A 4,136-nucleotide genomic window follows, 5' to 3' on the forward strand; every position below is an offset into this window, starting at 1 on the left:
TGGTGGATCAAAACACATAAGTTGGATCACTTTGAAAAGGCAAAAAAGATCAAAGACATGGTTTTGAATGGAAAATAAAATAGAATAAAAGCGATGCCTTAAAAATCATGATAAGCAATATCCCTCTGTGTAAATGTCATACACAGAGGGAAAACTTTATGATTTATGGGTCATTTTTTGGCCGCCACCCTGGGGGTTGTATCAAATAGGCCAACTTATTTCCGAAACCTTTCGCCGACCATATCTTGCGACCAAGTCCCGTAAACCCATGAAAGAAAACCACCAGAGGATTTACAGAGTTAATCGGCGGCAACACCCCGTAAATAACATCTTCCTCTTCTTCGGCAAAGGTGCCAAACATTTTATCCCAAATAATAAAAATGCCCGCATAATTTTTATCAATATACTGTGGATTAGAGCCGTGGTGTACCCGATGGTGCGAAGGTGTATTCATCACCGCTTCATAGAATTTAGGCAGCTTTCCAATCGTATCCGTATGCAACAGTGTCTGATAAAGCTGTACACATGACGCCGATAACAAAACCAAAAAGGGATCAAAACCAATCAACACAAGCGGGATATAAAACGGCAAGCCAAAAATTGCATCCAAAGGCCCATGCCGATAGGCCACCGAAATATTAAAAAAGGGCGAGCTATGGTGAACCGTGTGCGTTGCCCAGCCAAGCCCCATACGATGTGCGACCCTGTGTTCACAATAATAGGCCAAATCTGCCAGAAAGATACACAGTGCAATCGTCCAATAGTTACTTGGCATAAGCATAAGGCTATAATCCGGATAGATCAGATAAAAAGCGCCCAGATAAACACCCGCAAACATTGCAATCAAACCGACATGGGCAAGCAAAGTCACGAAATTCGCAAAGCAATCCCCCACAGTCGCCCAGGTCATCTTCTTTTTGATTAACAGTCTGACAATTTCAAAAAGAAAAAAGGCCATAGCAAAAACAAACACCCAATCATCGACCAGACTTTGCCATTCATACAGCGTCCATTCATCAAATAAGTGAGTCCAGAAATTCATATCAAAGCTCCCTTTCGTTTTCTAAAGCGCCAAGCAATAATTTTGCGGCCCCATAGGAACTCTTCTGAAAATTTTTATCGTTATTTTTGATAGGGAATAAAGCATCTAGGTTAAAATAGATCCCGATTAATCCGGTCGCTACAGTCGTAACAATGTCTTTTGGTGCATTGGGGTAGAGCTTGGATAAAACCAATTCAAAGCTTTGATGCACATCATCAAACCACGATTTCATAAGCTCCTTTATCGGTGCATGTGTCTGCGCAACGACAATAAGGTTTGTCGCAATCATTGTGTCCGTCGCAGTTGTTAAGTCTGAATTATCCAAAAATAAAACGGCCAACAATTCGTCTTGATCGGTAAAGGGGTAGGCCGCAAATTCTAGCATGCTTGTACGGCACCTATCCGTATAACGTTTAACCACCTCAATTAAGAGCTCATCATTATTACCCACATGATGACGTAAAAGTGGACGGGCAATTTCCGCTTCTTCGGCGATACGTTTCTGTGTCGCTCCCTCAACCCCATAAAGCGCAATGCACGTCTCATAGGCTTTTAAAATCTCTTCTCTTCTTTCCAGCTTCATACTTGGTCTTGGCATTCGATTTCATCACTATAAATTATCAACTGTGACAATATATAAGATTACCTCAGTTTATTGTCAAATAAGACAATAAACGATTCGAAAAATAATGCCCTGAATCAAGGAAAGCTATGAAATAGTAAGTTACGATGATTCTTTAAAAATAACGAGCACCGCAATCGGCTGAAATAAATTTGACCCTGACCGACACCAGACTGGAAGCATTATGACACTAGAGCACGAACATTCATCAGAAGCTATCCGTGAACGCTTTGCCAAAGGCCACAAGGCAAGTTACCTACAGGATTGGGTTTATGGCAGCATTGATGGTGCCGTAACCACCTTTGCAGTAGTGTCCGGGGTGATCGGCGCACAGCTTTCCGTCCGGGTCATTCTCATCCTTGGCGTTGCCAATTTACTGGCGGATGGTTTTTCCATGGCAGCAAGCAACTACAGCGCAACCAAATCTGAATTGGATGATACCGAACGCCTGCGCGAAATAGAGCGCAAACACATTCGCCAAGTCCCCGAAGGAGAACGCGAAGAAATTCGGCAAATTCTATCCGCAAAGGGATTAAGCGGAACGACATTAGAGGAAGCCACCGACGCGATAACATCCAATGAAGAACTCTGGATCAACACAATGATCACTGAAGAATACGGCATCTCCCCAACCTCGCGAAATCCGTTAAGATCTGCGTTATCCACCTTTGGGGCTTTCTTTATCGCAGGGTCTATCCCCTTACTCCCCTTTATCCTTTCCCTGCCAAACGCCTTCGCTCTGGCCTGTGGCATGACAGCTTTGGCATTTTTCGCGACTGGCATGATCAAAAGCCGCTGGTCACTGGCCCCGTGGTGGCGATCCGGCAGCGAAACGCTTTTGATCGGCGGCCTCGCGGCTATTGTTTCTTACGGTGTTGGATATATTTTACGGGATATTGTTGGCTAGATCTAAAGCTTGTAGCCCCTGAGAATTTGACACCCGCGAGAAATTGACCCCTACGAGAAATAGACCCATACGAGAAATTAACAGGGATCAGAGCTTTTCAATCTCTTCCATCGTGCGGCCCGGCTTGCTTTTATAAGTTGGCAGGTTCCACCCGTAATAGAGCGCGCCGCCACGAATGACAAAGGCAACAAGGAAACCAAGGATCGATCCAACAACATTCTCAAGCCCCGCATGGTAGGACAGTACCCAGGCAACGGCCCCAAATAGCGCAGCGGTTACATAGATTTCCCGTCGCATCAGGACAGACTGTTCGCCAGAAATAATATCCCGCAAAACCCCGCCAAAAGTTGCGGTCAAAATACCGGTCACAATAGCAACAGAAGACGACCCGGTTGCCAGAAACCCAATCTCAGCGCCCTTTACTGAAAAGACCGCCATACCGATTGCATCCAGCCACAACAAAACCTTGTACCGAGATTCAAATCTGTGTGCTGTGAAAAAGACCAACGCGCCTGTGCCTGCACAAATCAAAAGATATGTATGTTCCCGTACCCAGAAAACGGGTGTTTGCCCTAAAATTGCGTCACGAAAGGTACCACCCCCAATGCCCGTTACGGCAGCGAGAAATAAAAAGGCGATAAGATCCAACTGTTTACGTGATGCTGCCAAAGCGCCCGTTGCGGCAAACACCGCGACCCCGGCATAATCAAGCCATTGAACAATATCCACTTTCGCCCCCTCGCTTTACTGCGCATACAATTACAGTCTTCCCCAATCTGAGTAACATAAAATTGGGTCAAACAGCAGAATTATTTAACGAATACAGCTGACTATATTAAGAAAATGAGAAGGAACTGGGCTGTTGTTCCCGAAAACATAAGGCTCTTCAATAAGATTAAGAGCTAATCGACAAATACAGGTGCCCCTTTGCCGATATCAATGATTTGCCGCTCGACAACCAGAATTAGTTTCAAACGTTCATCAGACTGAAATTCCAATGGGTTCAGATCATCAATCTCGTTACTTTGATAAATAATAATGGGGTTTGCTTCACCGCCATCAGGATTGGGGATATTATTCCGCAGCGGAAAGCCAATTGATTCAACTGTAACATTCCGTCCGCTAGATAACGCATGCTCCAAAACGGCACAGATACCACACGGTTGCTGAGCCATTAACCAGAAAGCATCCGATGCAATCCGTTTGCGATCATCTTCGACATAATCCAGGTAATTCCCCCCGGTCATATCATGCCCAAAACGTTCGTTGATCGCAGTACCCTGCAACCGGATTTTGATATCATCCCGGGAAATCAGTTCATAAACAATAATATTGGGTAAAAGTGAAGGAATATCCTCGGGACGAAAGGAACTTCGGTTCGGCATATCAAAGCCATCCGATTTCTCTAACCCCTGCCAATAATCATAAAACTTGCGATTTCTGGCATTTCTTATTTTCACTGAATCTCACCTACGTCCGGGATACTTTTGTACTGAGTTAATAAGCTACCGGGTTTTTATTTCCCAATAGCCCCCCCTGATTACCCCCCGTCATCCGTTCTACGC

At 44.8% G+C, this 4,136-nt stretch carries 6 protein-coding genes; 2 read left to right on the top strand and 4 right to left on the bottom strand.

Going from position 1 to position 4,136, the window contains the following annotated elements; all coding sequences use genetic code 11:
* The coding region (locus tag Q0241_RS22540) for a DUF6500 family protein (RefSeq protein WP_366941155.1) at positions 1 to 78 on the top strand (78 nt) is incomplete at its 5' end.
* 85 nt (positions 79 to 163) lie between these two features.
* Here Q0241_RS22540 and Q0241_RS07110 read toward each other — a convergent pair.
* A complete protein-coding gene (locus Q0241_RS07110) occupies positions 164 to 1,042 on the bottom strand; it encodes a sterol desaturase family protein (protein WP_299375258.1) in 879 nt (292 codons plus the stop codon).
* Position 1,043: 1 nt separating this feature from the next.
* Positions 1,044 to 1,640: a TetR/AcrR family transcriptional regulator gene (locus tag Q0241_RS07115; RefSeq protein WP_299375261.1), complete on the bottom strand. Its 597-nt coding sequence runs from the start codon at positions 1,638 to 1,640 to the stop codon at positions 1,044 to 1,046.
* Positions 1,641 to 1,848: 208 nt separating this feature from the next.
* Here Q0241_RS07115 and Q0241_RS07120 point away from each other — a divergent pair, with 208 nt between their 5' ends.
* On the top strand, positions 1,849 to 2,571 hold the full coding sequence (locus tag Q0241_RS07120; RefSeq protein WP_299375264.1) for a VIT1/CCC1 transporter family protein: 723 nt from the start codon (positions 1,849 to 1,851) through the stop codon (positions 2,569 to 2,571).
* A gap of 87 nt (positions 2,572 to 2,658) precedes the next feature.
* Here Q0241_RS07120 and Q0241_RS07125 read toward each other — a convergent pair whose 3' ends face one another.
* Both Q0241_RS07125 and Q0241_RS07130 read right to left on the bottom strand, forming a co-directional pair.
* Complete coding sequence (locus Q0241_RS07125; protein ID WP_299375267.1) at positions 2,659 to 3,300, bottom strand: trimeric intracellular cation channel family protein; 642 nt, start codon at positions 3,298 to 3,300, stop codon at positions 2,659 to 2,661.
* A gap of 173 nt (positions 3,301 to 3,473) precedes the next feature.
* Entirely contained in the window at positions 3,474 to 4,031 is a 558-nt protein-coding gene (locus tag Q0241_RS07130) for a PAS domain-containing protein (RefSeq protein ID WP_299375270.1), read from the bottom strand.
* Positions 4,032 to 4,136: the final 105 nt, after the last annotated feature.

Origin of the sequence: uncultured Kiloniella sp. (genome assembly GCF_937128705.1) — a bacterium.
Classification (GTDB): Bacteria; Pseudomonadota; Alphaproteobacteria; order Kiloniellales; family Kiloniellaceae; genus Kiloniella.

What these genes read in the sequence shown, in the direction of transcription:
- Q0241_RS07110 (WP_299375258.1), bottom strand. Translation starts at nt 1,042, where the DNA reads ATGAATTTCTGGACTCACTTATTTGATGAATGGACGCTGTATGAATGG.
- Q0241_RS07115 (WP_299375261.1), bottom strand. Translation starts at nt 1,640, where the DNA reads ATGCCAAGACCAAGTATGAAGCTGGAAAGAAGAGAAGAGATTTTAAAA.
- Q0241_RS07120 (WP_299375264.1), top strand. Translation starts at nt 1,849, where the DNA reads ATGACACTAGAGCACGAACATTCATCAGAAGCTATCCGTGAACGCTTT.